The organism is Pedobacter hartonius, assembly GCF_900107535.1.
GTDB lineage: Bacteria > Bacteroidota > Bacteroidia > Sphingobacteriales > Sphingobacteriaceae > Pedobacter > Pedobacter hartonius.
The window spans coordinates 46938-61941 of record NZ_FNRA01000012.1; the positions used below are offsets into that span (position 1 = coordinate 46938).

17 protein-coding genes and 1 tRNA gene are annotated in these 15004 nt (G+C 42.5%); 9 read left to right on the forward strand and 9 right to left on the reverse strand.

Annotated features, from left to right (window positions below; genetic code table 11):
* Positions 1–75: 75 nt before the first annotated feature.
* The 3 genes from BLW16_RS18440 to BLW16_RS18450 form a co-directional block, all read right to left on the reverse strand.
* Positions 76–660, reverse strand: a complete 585-nt coding sequence (locus tag BLW16_RS18440) for a pentapeptide repeat-containing protein (protein ID WP_090559313.1) — start codon at positions 658–660, stop codon at positions 76–78.
* Between the two features lie 143 nt (positions 661–803).
* Positions 804–1442, reverse strand: coding sequence for an alpha/beta hydrolase (locus BLW16_RS18445; RefSeq protein WP_090559315.1), 639 nt, complete (start codon positions 1440–1442; stop codon positions 804–806).
* Position 1443: 1 nt separating this feature from the next.
* Positions 1444–2379, reverse strand: coding sequence for a ring-cleaving dioxygenase (locus BLW16_RS18450; protein ID WP_090559477.1), 936 nt, complete (start codon positions 2377–2379; stop codon positions 1444–1446).
* A 278-nt stretch (positions 2380–2657) separates the two neighbouring features.
* On the opposite strand from BLW16_RS18450, the gene BLW16_RS18455 reads away from it, so the two are divergent.
* From BLW16_RS18455 to BLW16_RS18480, 7 genes are all read left to right on the forward strand, one after another.
* On the forward strand, positions 2658–3809 hold the full coding sequence (locus tag BLW16_RS18455) for a PepSY-associated TM helix domain-containing protein (RefSeq protein ID WP_090559317.1): 1152 nt from the start codon (positions 2658–2660) through the stop codon (positions 3807–3809).
* Positions 3810–3866: 57 nt separating this feature from the next.
* Positions 3867–3940 (forward strand) — tRNA-Asp (locus tag BLW16_RS18460).
* 140 nt (positions 3941–4080) lie between these two features.
* Entirely contained in the window at positions 4081–4284 is a 204-nt protein-coding gene (locus BLW16_RS24075; RefSeq protein WP_394332037.1) for an IS66 family transposase, read from the forward strand.
* The gene (locus BLW16_RS24080; protein WP_394332035.1) at positions 4257–4385 is read left to right on the forward strand and encodes a transposase domain-containing protein; all 129 of its coding nucleotides are present in this window, start codon (positions 4257–4259) and stop codon (positions 4383–4385) included. Before BLW16_RS24075 ends, BLW16_RS24080 begins: the two co-directional genes overlap by 28 nt.
* Before the next feature lie 409 nt (positions 4386–4794).
* Positions 4795–4923 (forward strand): IS66 family transposase, encoded by a 129-nt coding sequence (locus BLW16_RS18470; RefSeq protein ID WP_394332038.1) that lies wholly within the window; start codon positions 4795–4797, stop codon positions 4921–4923.
* A 266-nt stretch (positions 4924–5189) separates the two neighbouring features.
* Entirely contained in the window at positions 5190–6020 is an 831-nt protein-coding gene (locus tag BLW16_RS18475; protein WP_090559320.1) for an oxidoreductase, read from the forward strand.
* A 32-nt stretch (positions 6021–6052) separates the two neighbouring features.
* Entirely contained in the window at positions 6053–7126 is a 1074-nt protein-coding gene (locus BLW16_RS18480; RefSeq protein WP_217631601.1) for an alpha/beta fold hydrolase, read from the forward strand.
* A 371-nt stretch (positions 7127–7497) separates the two neighbouring features.
* Here BLW16_RS18480 and BLW16_RS18485 read toward each other — a convergent pair whose 3' ends face one another.
* The 6 genes from BLW16_RS18485 to BLW16_RS18510 are packed head-to-tail and all read right to left on the reverse strand — an operon-like array spanning position 7498 to position 12291.
* Positions 7498–8718 (reverse strand): DUF3570 domain-containing protein, encoded by a 1221-nt coding sequence (locus BLW16_RS18485; RefSeq protein ID WP_090559322.1) that lies wholly within the window; start codon positions 8716–8718, stop codon positions 7498–7500.
* 15 nt (positions 8719–8733) lie between these two features.
* Entirely contained in the window at positions 8734–8964 is a 231-nt protein-coding gene (locus tag BLW16_RS18490) for a DUF4266 domain-containing protein (protein WP_090559324.1), read from the reverse strand.
* Between the two features lies 1 nt (position 8965).
* Positions 8966–9901 (reverse strand): FAD:protein FMN transferase, encoded by a 936-nt coding sequence (locus BLW16_RS18495; protein ID WP_090559325.1) that lies wholly within the window; start codon positions 9899–9901, stop codon positions 8966–8968.
* 3 nt (positions 9902–9904) lie between these two features.
* On the reverse strand, positions 9905–10339 hold the full coding sequence (locus BLW16_RS18500; RefSeq protein ID WP_090559327.1) for a thioredoxin family protein: 435 nt from the start codon (positions 10337–10339) through the stop codon (positions 9905–9907).
* Between the two features lie 18 nt (positions 10340–10357).
* Positions 10358–11617, reverse strand: a complete 1260-nt coding sequence (locus BLW16_RS18505) for a sensor histidine kinase (RefSeq protein WP_217631602.1) — start codon at positions 11615–11617, stop codon at positions 10358–10360.
* Positions 11614–12291 (reverse strand): response regulator transcription factor, encoded by a 678-nt coding sequence (locus BLW16_RS18510; RefSeq protein ID WP_090559481.1) that lies wholly within the window; start codon positions 12289–12291, stop codon positions 11614–11616. Before BLW16_RS18510 ends, BLW16_RS18505 begins: the two co-directional genes overlap by 4 nt.
* A gap of 259 nt (positions 12292–12550) precedes the next feature.
* On the opposite strand from BLW16_RS18510, the gene BLW16_RS18515 reads away from it, so the two are divergent.
* Entirely contained in the window at positions 12551–14290 is a 1740-nt protein-coding gene (locus tag BLW16_RS18515) for a GMC family oxidoreductase (RefSeq protein ID WP_090559329.1), read from the forward strand.
* 38 nt (positions 14291–14328) lie between these two features.
* Positions 14329–14958, forward strand: a complete 630-nt coding sequence (locus BLW16_RS18520; RefSeq protein WP_090559331.1) for a gluconate 2-dehydrogenase subunit 3 family protein — start codon at positions 14329–14331, stop codon at positions 14956–14958.
* Positions 14959–15004: the final 46 nt, after the last annotated feature.

Here is a 15004-nt window from a genome sequence, read left to right on the forward strand (position 1 = left end):
TTCAACGAATTTATGAAAACGTTTTCATAAATTACTATTAAAATAGTTTTTAGCGCTATTGAAGGGCCTTGGTGTTTAGTCTGCGATCGTTATTCCGAGGTTATCCAGAAATGAAATGGCTGCGGGCAGTTGGAATATTCCTCCCCTGATCTTGTTTCCTGAAGGGTCAATCTGATAGTTTTGCGCTCCGGTAAAATTAGCGAGCCTGAGGTCGGTATCCGAAAAGGTAGAGCCCATAAAGTCTGTACCGCTAAGGTTGGCACTGCTCATATTACAAGCCGTAAAATCTACTTCATGTGCAATGCAGTTCAATAATTTTACCTTTTTCAGGTTTTTGCCAAAGAAGCTGGAATAACTGATGACAGAACCTTTGGCTTGCAGTGAAAATGGATTTTGAGTGTCATACCACAAGATACCTATGGCTTTACAATTGACCAGGGAACAATCACTGACATAGGTCTCTTTAAGTTTGATCAAAGAAAGATCAGTCTCTTCAAAGGTGCATTTATTAAAAGTGCAGTCTTCAAAAAGACATCCCTTTATGGTTGATTTATAGAATACGCAGTTATCAAAATACCTGCCAGTCAGGTGTTTGTCTTCGTAGTTGATATGCTCAAAACGTTTGTTATAATGTGCTATCGGCTCATCTGCTGTACTCAATTTTCCTCCCCTGTTTTAATACCCATAGTTTTTATGGCCTATCGGTGGAAGGCAAATTTAATACATTTTGAAATGCAGAGATACATAATATCCAATTAAATTGTCCCGTAAGTATAACCATAATTTTATCATATCGTAGCCTATTATAAGTTAACCGCAGCGCTGAAAAAGAGCTGATTGGCCAGGTCAATTTCATCATTGGTAATCGTATGCTGTTTAGCAGGATAAACAATTACATGCATTCTGCCATTCATTTTTTCCATAATTGCGGCGCTTTCCTTTACCCTTTTCAGAGGGACATGAGCGTCAGGATCACCGGTCGTCATCAGGATGGTGGTCTGACCGAAGTCTCCCTGATAATTTTCCATTCGCAGATCTTTACCTATCAATCCTCCAGTAAAAGCAATTACGCCGCCATACTTCATCGCATTCCTGGTCACATATTCCAGGGTGAGGCATGCACCCTGTGAAAAACCAAGGAAATAAATTTGTTCAGCGGGAATACCCGAACCGATAATATCCTTTACCAGTTCAGAGATCACCTCCAGGGCCGAGTCCAGTGCCGGCTGATTTTCTTCAACGGGTTGTATAAAACTCGTTGGATACCAGCTGTGGCGGCTTGCCTCCGGGGCAAACACAGCCATATCGTTTGTGTTCAGATAGCTGCTTAAGGGAACCATACTTTGGGCAGAAGCCCCCCTGCCATGAATCATTACAAGGGCACTTTTAGCATTTTCTGCAGGTATGCCTGCAGTGACAATATTTTTTGAGTGCTGGTACATTTTAAATAAGATTAGGTAAAGCACGTTCAATATCCGCTCTCTGACGTTCGTACTGAGCAGGCAATTTCAAATTGGTGCCCAGTTCATTCAGCGGTTCGTCAACGGTAAAACCTGGATTATCTGTAGCCAGTTCAAACAGTACACCTCCCGGCTCACGGAAATATAAAGAGTAGAAATAGTTACGGTCAATTTTCTCCGTAATATTTAAGCCCATAGCCACTATCTTATCCCTGAAGTACATGAGTGTTTGCTCGTCTTTTACGCGGAAAGCTACATGGTGTACAGAACCACCTGCAACATGACCTGCAGTTTCTCCGGGTGCCTCAACCAGATCCACAATTGCGGCATCATTAACTGCATCCGTAACAAAGCGGTAGCGGTTTACGCTTTGCTCCATCAGTTTATAGCCAAATATATTTGTCAGTACTTCAGCGGTTCTGTCAATTTTATTGGTAGTAATGGTCACCTGGTGAAAGCCAAGTATTGCATGTTCTGCATTGATTTCAGGCGTTAAAAATGGTTTCCTGCTGTCTTTGTTCTTTGCAACGGTAAGTTCAAATTTGAGGCCGTCGGGATCAAGAAGGGTCAGGTATTTTTCACCAAATTTCTCTGCGGTCTTATTGTAGATCACATTGTTTTTTTCCAGGCGTTCCTGCCAGAAATCCAGACTTCCTTCGGGAACACTATAACCAATTTCTGTTGCTTGTCTTGTACCCCTTCTGCCTGCTCCTATATCTCCCCAGGGAAAGAAGGTTAATATTGTACCCGGCGACCCCGCTTCATCGCCATAGTAAAGATGATAAGTTTTAGGGTCATCAAAATTGACAGTTTTTTTTATCAGACGCAGACCCAATATACGGGTGTAGAAATCGTAGTTAACTTTTGCATTTCCTGCAATTGCAGTAATGTGGTGCAGACCTAAAATTGTGTTTTCCATAATGATCTTTCTTAAATTATTATAAGGGTTCATCAACCCCCATGGTTGCTTTACCTTTTTGTTGAAACAAATTTACCCCTTCCCTTTTTCATAAATCTTATCCTATCGTAAGAAATGAAAACGACGCTGATTAATCAGAATATTAAATAGCTATTTCAATTAGCTGCTGCGATTTGAAATTAGATTTGAAGGGTAACATAAATTTATGTTGCTTTACGGTAATTATAATGCGTCTAAATACGACTCCTTTAATCCGCATCCCCTTATCATTTATTTAAATGACTAGATTTCGAAAAATAACAGGCTTTATACATCTATGGCTTGGATTAATCTCCGGGCTGGTAGTGCTGGTCTTAAGTATCACAGGCTGCATCTTTGCTTTCCAGAAGGAGATCTCGGATGTGGTTTATTCAAAAGTGCTTTTGGTTAAATCTCCTTCTGCCGGAGCTCCACTTCCTTACAGTGTTTTACTTGGTAAGGCAAGACAGACCATCGGCAAAGGCCGTGAAGTAAATTATTCAGTCAGCTATAAAGACCGCGGACGTGCATGGGAATTTATGACCTACAAAGGTGGTGATGAAAAAGCGTTCTTCTATTTTGATACCATAGATTATTATGATTCCGTGTTTATTAATCCTTATACAGGTGCAGTAACAGGTCACATCGATTACAAACATGAGTTTTTCAATATCATAAAAATGCTCCATTGGGGCTTGCTGTTAAATGATAGTTACGGACAAATTATAACAGGTTGTTCTACCCTGATATTCGTCATCATGCTGATCACGGGCATGATCATGTGGTGGCCTAAGAAATGGAGTAAATCCAATATAAACAGAAGTTTTAAGGTGAAATGGAAGGCTGGTTTTAAGCGTGTCAACTACGACCTGCATAATGTACCGGGATTTTACGCGATGCTGCTTACACTGATACTTGCATTGACGGGACTGGTGTTTGCCTTCACCTGGTTTCAGCAGGTTGTTTATTTTGTTGCATCCGGAACTTCTGTACAACCGGTAATTAAATACGAGAAATCTGTCTCTGTAACTCCCGTTTCCAGCCCAATAGATTTCGCTTTCCTACGGGCGAAGGCCATGTTCCCTACCTCAGACCGGATCACTGTAGGCCCTGCCAGCGGCAAAGAAGGTGTCATCTTCATCAATGGAATCAGAGGAAAAGAAACGTATTACAATGCAGATATTTTGCAGTTTGACCGATATACGGGGAAACTACTGAACAGGAGAAACTACGACGAGCAGAATGCAGGTGAGAAACTATATGGAATGAATTACGATATTCATGTAGGCGCTATTCTTGGCTTACCCGGAAAGATCCTGGCTTTTATAGCCAGCCTGATCGCTGCCAGCCTCCCCATAACGGGGTTTATGATCTGGCTGGGCAGAAAAAAGAAGAAAAAGAGAAAATCTTAAGAATAGATTTGCATTTGAATATTTGTTTTCTATCTTTGCAGCCCCGCAAGGGACAACGGACCGGTAGTTCAGCTGGTTAGAATGCCGCCCTGTCACGGCGGAGGTCGCGGGTTCGAGTCCCGTCCGGTCCGCAATATTTAGATCAAAACGTTAAAAACCCTGCAAATCATCAGATAGCAGGGTTTTTGTTTTTTCAGGAGTACTAAAAAACACACTGTTTCACATATAATTAGAGCCATTTTTTAAGTATCTCCTACTCACCGAATAGCGTATAACTCATTGTTATACAAACACCATGAAAAGATATAAGCGCCTAGCAGTATACATGGATAATGGATTGTTAAACATCAATAACAACCCAATCGAGTCAAGTATCAGACTTATTGCCCCGGGCAGAAAAACTTCCTTTTCAGTGGACCACATGATGGCGCAATGCTATATTCTTTCATGGGAACCTGCAAATTACATGGGATAAATCCAATGATCTGGATGGTAGATATACTTAAAAAAATCAATCATCAACCGGCAGCAGAAATCCAGGATTTTTTATCCCACAGGTGGAAAGAGCTGCAATAAATCGAACCTATGCTGTAGTGTTAGCTTACGAAAATGCTGCATTATTTTACAGCGCGCTCTTATTGGCTTTCACATACAGCTGCAGAGCTTGCTGTAATGACCCGGTTAGGGGTGTATAACAAGACTGGGCGTGATGGTATATAGCTGGTGTTTTAGTCTGATCAGACATACCCCGCATATGCTTAAAACATACCCTGGCTATACCTCAGCTATACCTATGGAGGTATAGCTGAGGTATAGCCAGGGTACCCGCGACCTAAGGATGGGGTATGCCCGGTAGGACTGGTTTCGGATCTCAATAATTTATTATACAGAACGCTTACTGAGTCGGTATACCAGTATTACACCGTTTTGGGTGTATAAACCGTAATCACGCCATCATTTTTACTGGATAACGGGTTTTCTAAACATTGATAACAACCCGATAGAGTCAAGTATCAGAACTATTACCCTGGGCAGAAAAAACTTCCTCTTCAGTGGATCACATGATGGCGCACAAAGAAGCGCAATGCTATATTCTTTCATGGGAATCCCGTAAGCTATTTTCTAAAGCCCGACAAATATTTTCCCATTCCAGTAGTGTGATCCGGTAATTCCGGTGAAAATTTGCGGCCATACTAAAACCATTTAAAGGGCTAACTGTTGATTGGCAGATGAATTATTTAAGTTATATGGAATTATTAAGATTGTGGTGCCGGTTTTATGGCGGAGCAGTCGTAGTTGATTTTCATATAAATCAATTTGATAAAGCTATAGATCACTATAGTTTTTTTAAATAATTTTGTAACACAAATTAATATTACTATGAAAAAGGAAAAAATTTGGTTGATTACTGGAGCCTCTCAGGGATTAGGCCTGACTACTGTGAAATATCTGTTATCGCAAAATCAAACGGTAATAGCTACTACCAGGAATAGAGAAAATTTTGACCCGGAAGTTATTCAGCATTCCGGTCTGGAAGTGATCTCACTTGATCTGCATAGCGAGCAGGACGTCAAAAACGCGGTGGACAGGATAGCCGAAAAATATGGCCGCATTGATGTTCTTATTAATAATGCCGGACACGGTTTCATAGGTGCTGTGGAAGAAGCATCACCTGAAGAAATTGATGAAGTGCTTTCCATCAACGTCGTTGCCACCCTGCGGATGATCCGCAGCGTTCTGCCTCATATGCGGGCCGAAAAAAGCGGACATATTATCAATCTCTCGTCTATGGCCGGATTGTTCAGCAAGCCAGGGGTCGGCATTTATAATACAACCAAATATGCCGTCGAAGGTTTTTCAGAATCTTTGTATCATGAACTGAAAGACCTTGGTATTCATGTAACGATATTGGAGCCTGGTGCTTTCCGCACTAATTTCCTGGATAAATCAATGATCCGTGCTAAGCAGATCATCAGTGATTATGATGCTTCTGCCGGAAGTAGCAGAACGAGGCTGGCAGGAAATAACGGTAAACAACCAGGTAATCCAGAGAAAGCTGCCGTCGCAATTTATGATCTGGTTAATATGGAAAACCCTCCCCTCCGTCTGCTGCTTGGAAAAGATGCTTACGATGCCGGACAAAAAAAGCTTGAGCTACTGAAAACAGATTTTGAACGGATGAAAGAGGTTACATTCGGAACGGATTTTTGATACGGAATCTTTCTGCGGCTAAATTAAACACAATGAAATTAAACGATAAATCAAATATGCCGGATAGCTCAATAACACCGGATTTGTTCGAATTCTGGAAAAATAAAGCAGTAAGAACATCTAAAAGAGGCCACTTTTGGATTGCCGGCGAACGTGTAATGAAGGACGGTCAGACTTTTCAGAACGGGCCAATGTTCGTTGCCTGGGAGGCGCCTGAACAAGTAACTCAACCCTACCCGGTCATACTGGTCCATGGAGGCCTTTTACAAGGTACTGAGTGGCTCGACACCCCGGATGGCCGTCCGGGATGGGCTCAACGGATGGTTGAAGCAGGATATGCAGTTCTTGTTGTAGACCGGCCGGGGCATGGTCATTCACATACCCATCCTGATCTCACCGGCCCGGTTGGTACGCCTTTCTCTTATGAAGATGGAAGACATGTGTTTTTTCCGTCGGAATGGGCCGACAGGCATACACAATGGCCATTTGATCGTGAAGATGATGCTGCGCTTGATAGCTTTATAGCACCTTTCGGACCTTTACCGGCGAAACTCGCTGAATCTCAGAAAATGGATACAGACCGGTTGGTGAAGCTCCTTGACCGTGTTGGGAAATGCATCTTAATGACGCATTCCGCTTCCGGTCCTTTAGGCTGGCTTGTTGCTAATAAGCGCCCTGACTTGGTTGTTGGCGTTGTAACGGTGGAACCGATAGGTCCGGCTTTCGCAGATATTCATGGTATAGGCAGGCTCGACTGGGGACTGACCGCTGCGCCTGTAACGTATGACCCACCGCTTCAAACTGCGGCAGACGTAGAAGCCGCTGATCCGGCCACCTTGCAGATACCTGCCTTAAAAGGTTTACAGGTCGCATTAGTGACTGGTGGTGCTTCGCCATTTGCCAAATCCGCTCCGGCGACTGTCGGGTTTCTAAATACAGCAGGTGCTTCGGCAGAAGAACTTCATTTACCTGACCATGGTGTTGACGGTAATGGCCACGGGCTTATCTATGAACTTAATTCAGATGAAGCGCTTGTACCTGTGCTGGAATGGCTCAAAGCACTTACCGATAAAAAGAAGGCCGAAAAACCGGAATTAACGGAATAACCCGTTCCCCCCGGCCTGTTTACAGCAATTCTTAGAATTATATAATGTAGGAGGATGTCCAAAAGTGGCATCCTCTTTTTTGTTTCAACGACACTCAAATGCATATTTCATGAACAACAAAAACTAATCAAAAATCTAATTAAATGTTATTTTTACTCAATCATTTATTTAACTTTTAAGAATGCAGATGAGATATCTGGCGTTTCATCGTATACTGGTTTGGGCTAAACTATAGTTCATCTATTCCTGATATATAGCCATACTAGTGCGGCTATATATCAGGAATAGTTTTGCTCCGAACAATATACTTCCAAAGTACTTTGACGTTCTACATCCTGACGGACATGCCCCGGCATGGACATACCCGATGGTTATTTAAATTTCAAATTGAGTGTTACAATATTGGAATTGAGGGACGTAGACCTTGTATAGTGTCCGTAACGTAATTCCAGCATATTTAAACGCTGCCAGCCAAATACGCCCTTTGGAGGAGAAAACCTCACTCCTGCTCCATAGAAATTGCTGTTTAATGTAGATAAGTCATAGTCGCTGGTGTAGTACCGCGCATCAGGATTATGCTCTCCGTAGGCAGCAAAATATCTGGTGCCCGTTTGTTTATTATAACGGTAAAACGGGCTTATAGAGAAAAATGAACTCAACTTGACAGGAACTTCAAGCTCTGCCGTATGTGCTCTTATACCCCAGTTATCCAGGTAGTAACGGTAAAAGGTTCTGATCAATACATGATCATCCAGGAAATAATTGAATCTTGCCGCGACAGGTAGCTTATAGCGTTTACCTGGCAGATTTTCTGCCCTTAATGAGCCGTCTGTAAAATAATCACGCTGATATTTAGTTGCTAATAATCCATGCTGATATGCTGGTTCTATCATAAAGAGCACCTGCAAACGCTGATTGATCACCTGCGATAAGGAGAAAGAGGCGCTGAAAGAATTTCTTGGAGATGAAGGGTAATTTTTATTACCCTCAGAACCCGGTCCTGTATATCCCTCTCGCAGCTCTACAGGCAGAATAACTTTCCAGGTATCCAGGAACGCCTGCAGCCTTACATCGATCTGGGTGTTTTTGTCATTTGACAACCGGGTAAGGTTGAAAGCACCACCCAAAGACTGGTAGTCGTATTCCCTGGAATATGATCCGGTAAAACCGAAAGAATTGCCTGTGCTTTCGTTGGATTGTGTCCAATTTAAAGAAGGGTAAATCCGGATATCTTTCATAGATGCGGAAGAGATGGTGTTTGGGTCAATTTTGTCTGATGAGGCTGAAGTATAGTGATCTACACCCAGTTCAAATAAAAAAGTATTCTTCCTTCCGTTTTTGTTGTATTTCGCCATTTGCAAATCGATCGTATTCGCAAAATCGGTAAGTTTCTCTGTACCAATACCACCAGTGACGGCAGAATTATTTCCGTTCTGATGGTAATACGCTGAAACAAAATTTATTTCCTCGACCTCAAGCTTTCGGCTCTTGTATTGTGTTGAATCGGTAACCGCTTTTTGTGGTTTGGTCTGGGCATAGGTACTTGCAATTCCCAGATACAATACGGCAATATGCAGAAAAATTTTTCTCATGACTTTCTGTCTAAATTAATTACAACCACAACCGCCACCACTTTTACCCCCGTTAGCCCCGGATCCGGCTTCGCGGTATAGCTGAAAGCTCTGTTCAAATTTCTGCGCTGATCTTGCTGACAGCGCCATCTCTGAGTCATTCAGCTTGTTTTTCTGGTACGGTTTAACAGTGCTGCAGGCGCTCAGCACGCCAGCTATCAGCATTACTCCGAAATACAGCACCAATGCTTTTTTAGGAAATTTCATATCAGTATTTTATATTAATATTGTTAGAAGTATATATTTTATCGGCATCATCTACAATCACACAGGCTATCTGCTGTAACTGGTTGATCAGATCCAGGCCAACCTTTACCCCCATTACAATTACTGGTGTTGCCAGGGCATCAGCCAGTTCGGCACTTTTGCAGATGATACTCACACTTTTAATTCCGCTAACCGGAAGCCCGGTTTTGGGATCAATGGTGTGGGAATATCTTTGTCCGTTAATAATGGCGAATTTCTCATAGTTTCCTGAGGTAGCGATGGCCGTATCGCTGATGTTTAAGGCTGAAAATGATTGTGTACGCTGATCCGGATCTGCTATTCCTATGGTCCAGGGCTGGCCATCTAACTGCGAGCCCCAGGTAATCAGGTCTCCCGCCGCATTGACTATCCCGCTTTCTATACCTGCCGACAATAAAATGTGCTTTGCCCTGTCGGCCGCATAGCCCTTACCTATCCCGCCAAAGCCAATCCGCATCCCCCTGTTTTTGAGCATAACCTCTGAGGTTGCTGTATCTACCAGTACATTATTATAATTGATAAGATCCACAGATTTCAACGCCGTCTCCCTATCCGGTAATGAAGTCATACTGACATCAAAATTCCATAAATTCGCATCAATTGATCCATAAGTGATGTCAAAAGCACCCTGCGTTAATCCGGAGATCTTCAAAGAGCGCTGGATCAGCTGAATCATTTCTTCACTTACCTTTACTGGTTTTAACCCTGCATTGCGGTTGATTAAATTGGTTTCACTGCTTTCTTTATAAGTAGATAACAGCTCTTCAATGCGCTGTACTTCAGCAACGGCATGATCTATTGCCCTGTCGCCTGATTCATGGTCACCGGCAAGGGCCGTAAACTCAAAGCGGTTTCCCATTAACTTCAATATTCTGCTGCAGGATACATTCTTGTCCATTGTTTATTTATTAGCGGTATGCACAATAAGTTCCTGTACAAATTGTTCCGGGGTCACATTCGGAAAGCCATCCCAGGTTCTTATTACTTTTCCCTTTTCATCAATCAGCAAAGTATAGGGGAATTTTCCATCAGGATTATAGCGGTCGGCCAGCGCCTCATTTAGTTTTACCTGTTCCGCGGGAAGCTGGTTCTTTTTCTGCCTTGGAAAATCCGCACGCACTAATACCAGGTGATCTGCCGCATATTGTTCGAAGGTCGTGGATTCCAATATCTCTTTTCGTAAACGGATACATGGTCCGCACCAATCAGTTCCGGAGAAATTAACCAGGATCAGACGATGTGACGCTGCCGCGTGCTTTTCCGCCTCGTTAAAGTTCCCCAGCCAAACTACAGAGGGGAATAGAAAATAAAGGAAGATGATAAGAAGTGCTTTCATGATTGTGCGTTTATCCTGCTAATTTTTATTAAACTTTACTTTGAAAATGTGCAATTGGTTCTCATAATGATAGCTTAGCTGATATTGCTGCCTGCTGCAGATCTGTTTTAAAATGGCCAGTCCCAAACCCGTCCCGTCTGAAGCAGGGTCTTTAAAAAATCTTTCAAAGATCATCTCTTCCTTTAGTAAACCACTTTTTCCGGTATTACTAAAGCTTAAAGATGTTTCCGTCAATTTAATATTGATAAGCCCGCCTTCGTAATTGTGCCTTATCGCATTGCTAAATAAATTATTGATCAGTATATCAAATAATTGTCTGCTCACAATCAAATAAACCGGATCAAGATGGAGTTCAATCCTAAGGTTACGCTTATGGATCAGTTCCTGGAAAAAAGCCTGCTTCTCCTTGATCATATCCATGACGGCGACCTCTTCGGTATCCATCATTAGATTGTTGTCAATTTTCACCAGCAGTAATAAAGACTGGTTTAATTTCGTCAGCCGGGATGTAGCTTTATAGAGATCACTCAAAGTTTCGCTTTCCTCCGGCCCGAGGCGGGCAGACTGCAGCATGGTGTCCAGCTTGGAATTGATCACTGCCAGGGGAGTCAGCATCTCATGCGATGCATTTTCTGTAAACAATTTGATTTCTTTATAATCAGAACGCACTTTAAAAGACAGATCTTCGATAGCATTGCTCAATTCCTTAAACTCCTGAATTTGGGTAGAAACAGGTTCAAAAGATTGGTCGTGGTTGAGGTTGAAAACCTTAATATTAACCAGCAGTTGTCTGAACGGAGCCCAAAGTTTATGAATTAATACCTTGTTGACCCAAAAAAGAACCAGCAAAAGAAATAAAAAGGGAATGATGATGACCAGGCAAATACTCCTGATCTCTTCATTACGATGTGCTTTTGAATACATGATCAGCACCTGATACGCTTTATCATTAAGGGAAATATCAGTTTTCAGGTACCTTGCCGGTTCCAGCTGTTTTTTTTTAGGATTGTAGTATACGGTGTCAGCAAAGGAGCTCTTATTCAGTACTTTTATGATGTTCTTATACTCTACTACCAGATCCTTATAGTAACTGGGTGCCGGAAGAATGTTTTTTTCATGTGTGAAATCCTGCACCTCCATCAGTTCTTCTACCAGTCCATCATCAATCTGCCTGTCAAGGTAGTACGCCAGTGTTTTATAAAAGAGCACTCCAATAATAAATAATCCGGCAAAACTGATGACCAGTAAAATCCTGTTGTAACTGCTGAATAATTTCATGTCAGGCTAAATTTATAACCTACGCCGTAAACAGAATGGAAATAGTCATGACAACCTGCATCGGTTAATTTCTTCCTCATGTTTTTAATATGGGTATAAATAAAATCAAAACTATCCGCCATGTCGGCATCATCTCCCCAGATATGGGTTGCAGCCGCCGCCTTGGAGATGACCTTACCTTTATTGGCAACGAAATACAACAGGATGTCAAACTCCTTTCTTGTCAGATACAAAACAGTATCATTGACTTTAACCTGACGTGCATTCAGATCGATTTCGATTTCCTGAAAAACTACGATGTTATTTCCTGCAAAATTCCGTCTCCGCACTATAGCATTTATCCTCGCGTTCAGTTCCGACAAATGAAATGGTTTCACAAGATAATCGTCTGCCCCAAGCTGTAACCCTTCTATCCGCTGATCAATAGCGTCACGTGCAGAAATAATCAGCACGCCATCTGTTTTATTTAATTTTTTGAGATATTTTAACAGCTGGAGACCTTCCCCATCGGGTAAAGTGAGGTCAAGCAGAATACAATCATAATTATAGATGCTTAACTTCTGGTAAGCACTATCAAAGGTTGAAGCACAATCACAGGTACTGCCTTCAGCAGTAAGATACTTCTGAATACTTACCTGTAAACTAATTTCATCCTCTATAATCAGCACTTTCATCATACTAATATCTTCATGAATTTTGTAGACATTCTGAAGATAAGTTAATAATTGAATAACAGCCACATCGCATCGGCTATAAATAATTAAACCAGATATCATTACTGCGATACATATATACTATTATCCAGTTATTTATAAATAAAGAGTAGATACACATCGAGAATGTTATAAAAAAATAACCTGATTTTTCAATTTTAGTTCTACATTAGGAAAATAAAGACCCAGATATAGAAGCTTAGTAAACCTAGAATTAAGGATGAACGAATTTCAGATTAAAAAATCGGACCTCGAATACGATGCAATTATTGTAGGATCAGGTGCAGGAGGCGGTATGGCTGCGTATGTACTCGCCCACGCAGGCCAAAAAGTATTAATGCTGGAGGCTGGTGCCCATTTTGACCCGAGAACGGATGCACAGCAACTCAAATGGCCATGGGAATCACCCCGGCGGGGGGCCAGTACTACCCGCCCTTTCGGTGATTTTGATGCCGCATACGGAGGCTGGGAATTGGAAGGAGAACCATACACACAGAAGAACGGATCAGAATTTGCGTGGTTCCGGTCCAGAATGTTGGGCGGGCGAACCAATCACTGGGGAAGGATTTCTTTGAGAATGGGGCCGGATGACTTCCAGCCTAAGGACGGACTTACAGACAGCTGGCCTATTACGTACGATGAGCTAAAACCTTTTTATGACAAGGTAGACCGGTTAATTGGGGTTTATGGCACCGCCGAAGGGATTGAAAGTGAACCCGACGGAATCTTCCTGCCACCCCCAAAACCAAGGCTGCATGAATTGTTTATAAAGAAGGGTGCTAAGAAAGCCGGAGTAACAGTAATTCCCGGCAGAGGATCAGTTTTAACCGAAGCACTGCCAGGCAATAACCAGAGAGGCACCTGCTTCTTTTGCGGACAATGCGGCAGATCATGTAAGGTGTATGCCGACTTTTCATCTTCATCATGCCTGGTGATTCCTGCTATAGAAACAGGCAATCTTACTGTGATTACCAATGCAATGGTAAGAGAAGTTTTAACCGACAAGACCGGACTGGCTACAGGCGTATCTTATGTAAATACCAAAGATCTTCAGGAATACCAGGTTAACGGTAAAATGGTGATCCTGGGCGCCAGCGCCGGAGAATCCGCCAGACTGTTACTGAACTCAAGATCCACGGCACACCCCGATGGAATTGCCAACAGCAGTGGTATAGTAGGTAAATACCTGCATGATTCTACAGGAGCAAGTTTAAGCGGCTTCTTACCACAGCTGTTAGACCGTAAACGTTACAATGAAGATGGTGTAGGCAGTGTTCATATCTACTCACCATGGTGGCTTGATAATAAAAAACTGGATTTCCCGAGAGGATATCATATCGAATACGGCGGTGGCCTTCACATGCCCGGTTATGGTATTGGCTCCTCTATCCAGAACATCAATGGCCTGGTTCCGGGACGGGACGGCAAAATGAAAGAAGCCGGAGGTTACGGAGCCTCACTTAAAGATGATTACCGACGTTTTTTTGGTACCAACGTTGGAATGGCCGGTCGTGGTACAGCAATAGCCAGAGAGAGTAATTACTGTGAGATTGACCCTACAGTTGTTGACAAATTTGGTATTCCGGTACTTCGGTTTAACTATAAATGGGATCCTGATGAGGTCAAACAGGCCAAACATATGCAGGAGACCTTTAAGGAAATTATGCACGGAATGGGTGCCATCATCACGTCCAAACTGCCCGGTGCTGATACAAGTTATGGATTGGAAGCACCCGGAAAAATCATTCATGAAACCGGTACGGTAAGAATGGGCAATGATCCTAAGAAATCTGCACTGAACAAATGGTGCCAGGCGCATGACTGCAAAAATCTTTTTGTGGTTGACGCAGGCCCTTTTGTACAGCAGGGTGATAAAAATGCGACATGGACCATTCTTGCTTTAGCTATGCGGACCGCAGAATTTATCCTGGCGCAGAAGAAAAAAACAAACCTGAGCTAAAAATAAAATCATTACTTAAGTCGCTTTAAAGTACAGATATGAACAGACGCGAATCGTTAAAGGCCATTGGCCTCACTGCAATAGGTACAGGAATTTTACTGGAAGCCTGTAAACCAGGAAAAGACGTAAAAGAAGCTGTAGTAAATAAAGAAAGTGCCGCTCAGCCCGGCAGACAGGATTTTGAAGTTGAACGCGATAAAGCCCTGAAGGAGGCAAAGTTCTTTGATGAACATGAAATGACTACAATTGCCATTTTGGCCGATATCATTATCCCCAAAGATGAAAAGTCGGGCAGCGCCACAGATGCAAAGGTGCCTGATTTTATAGAGTTCATTGTGAAAGACATGCCTAAACACCAGATCCCGATGCGCGGGGGCTTGAAATGGCTGGATATCCAAAGTTACAACAGGTTCCAGCAGCCTTTCAGCAAGGCTGCTTCTGCACAGCAGTTAAGCCTCATCGATGAGATTGCCTATCCTCAAAAGGCAAAACCGAATATGGCGCAGGGCGTTGCCTTTTTTAACCTGATGAGAGACCTTACCGCCTCTGGTTTTTATACCAGTGAAATTGGGGTGAAAGATATCGGCTATGCAGGTAACCAGCCCAATAAATGGGAAGGCGTACCTAAGGACGTATTAAAGCAGTATGGAATGGAAGATATGGCATAACTGACGCATATACGATTTGCCGGATGATAAAATCTTTGCGAAATTT

Bases quoted from the DNA above. Each gene is read 5' to 3' on its own strand.
- BLW16_RS18445 (WP_090559315.1), bottom strand. From the start codon at position 1,442: ATGTACCAGCACTCAAAAAATATTGTCACTGCAGGCATACCTGCAGAA.
- BLW16_RS18450 (WP_090559477.1), bottom strand. From the start codon at position 2,379: ATGGAAAACACAATTTTAGGTCTGCACCACATTACTGCAATTGCAGGA.
- BLW16_RS18455 (WP_090559317.1), top strand. From the start codon at position 2,658: ATGACTAGATTTCGAAAAATAACAGGCTTTATACATCTATGGCTTGGA.
- BLW16_RS24080 (WP_394332035.1), top strand. From the start codon at position 4,257: ATGGGAACCTGCAAATTACATGGGATAAATCCAATGATCTGGATGGTA.
- BLW16_RS18475 (WP_090559320.1), top strand. From the start codon at position 5,190: ATGAAAAAGGAAAAAATTTGGTTGATTACTGGAGCCTCTCAGGGATTA.
- BLW16_RS18480 (WP_217631601.1), top strand. From the start codon at position 6,053: ATGAAATTAAACGATAAATCAAATATGCCGGATAGCTCAATAACACCG.
- BLW16_RS18485 (WP_090559322.1), bottom strand. From the start codon at position 8,718: ATGAGAAAAATTTTTCTGCATATTGCCGTATTGTATCTGGGAATTGCA.
- BLW16_RS18490 (WP_090559324.1), bottom strand. From the start codon at position 8,964: ATGAAATTTCCTAAAAAAGCATTGGTGCTGTATTTCGGAGTAATGCTG.
- BLW16_RS18495 (WP_090559325.1), bottom strand. From the start codon at position 9,901: ATGGACAAGAATGTATCCTGCAGCAGAATATTGAAGTTAATGGGAAAC.
- BLW16_RS18500 (WP_090559327.1), bottom strand. From the start codon at position 10,339: ATGAAAGCACTTCTTATCATCTTCCTTTATTTTCTATTCCCCTCTGTA.
- BLW16_RS18505 (WP_217631602.1), bottom strand. From the start codon at position 11,617: ATGAAATTATTCAGCAGTTACAACAGGATTTTACTGGTCATCAGTTTT.
- BLW16_RS18510 (WP_090559481.1), bottom strand. From the start codon at position 12,291: ATGAAAGTGCTGATTATAGAGGATGAAATTAGTTTACAGGTAAGTATT.
- BLW16_RS18515 (WP_090559329.1), top strand. From the start codon at position 12,551: ATGAACGAATTTCAGATTAAAAAATCGGACCTCGAATACGATGCAATT.
- BLW16_RS18520 (WP_090559331.1), top strand. From the start codon at position 14,329: ATGAACAGACGCGAATCGTTAAAGGCCATTGGCCTCACTGCAATAGGT.